This is a genomic window from Algoriphagus sp. PAP.12 (assembly GCF_026652115.1).
Lineage (GTDB): Bacteria > Bacteroidota > Bacteroidia > Cytophagales > Cyclobacteriaceae > Algoriphagus.
On sequence record NZ_JAPPSQ010000086.1, the window covers coordinates 1 to 314 of the forward strand.

Genomic DNA, 314 nt, shown 5'->3' on the forward strand with positions numbered 1-314 from the left:
CCGTCCATCAGGTAATTGGTCAGTTCTTCCCAGCGGGTCATGGTGTAGGCCATGGCCTTTCCAATGGCACTTTTGGGCAGGACCTGCACATAGTTTTCCTTTAGCCAGTTGGAAAAGGCGTCCAATACAGGCAATGCCTTGTCCAGCCGATAGGCCTTTCTGTCTTCCGAGCTTAAGTTCTTTTCCCTGCAGTGGGCCTCTACCTCATAGAGCTTTTTGATAAAAGTGAGTGCCAGCTCTGCCTTAGCCCTGTCGTTTTGCTGCGCATCGAAAAATTCTCTTCGCGCGTGCGCCCAACAGCACAGATGGGTCAC

Annotated in this window: 1 protein-coding gene; it reads right to left on the reverse strand. The window is 51.9% G+C overall.

The window, feature by feature from the left end:
* Window positions 1–314, reverse strand: a 314-nt coding sequence (locus O0V13_RS21565) for an IS66 family transposase (protein ID WP_268037084.1), incomplete at both ends; no start/stop codon positions are given.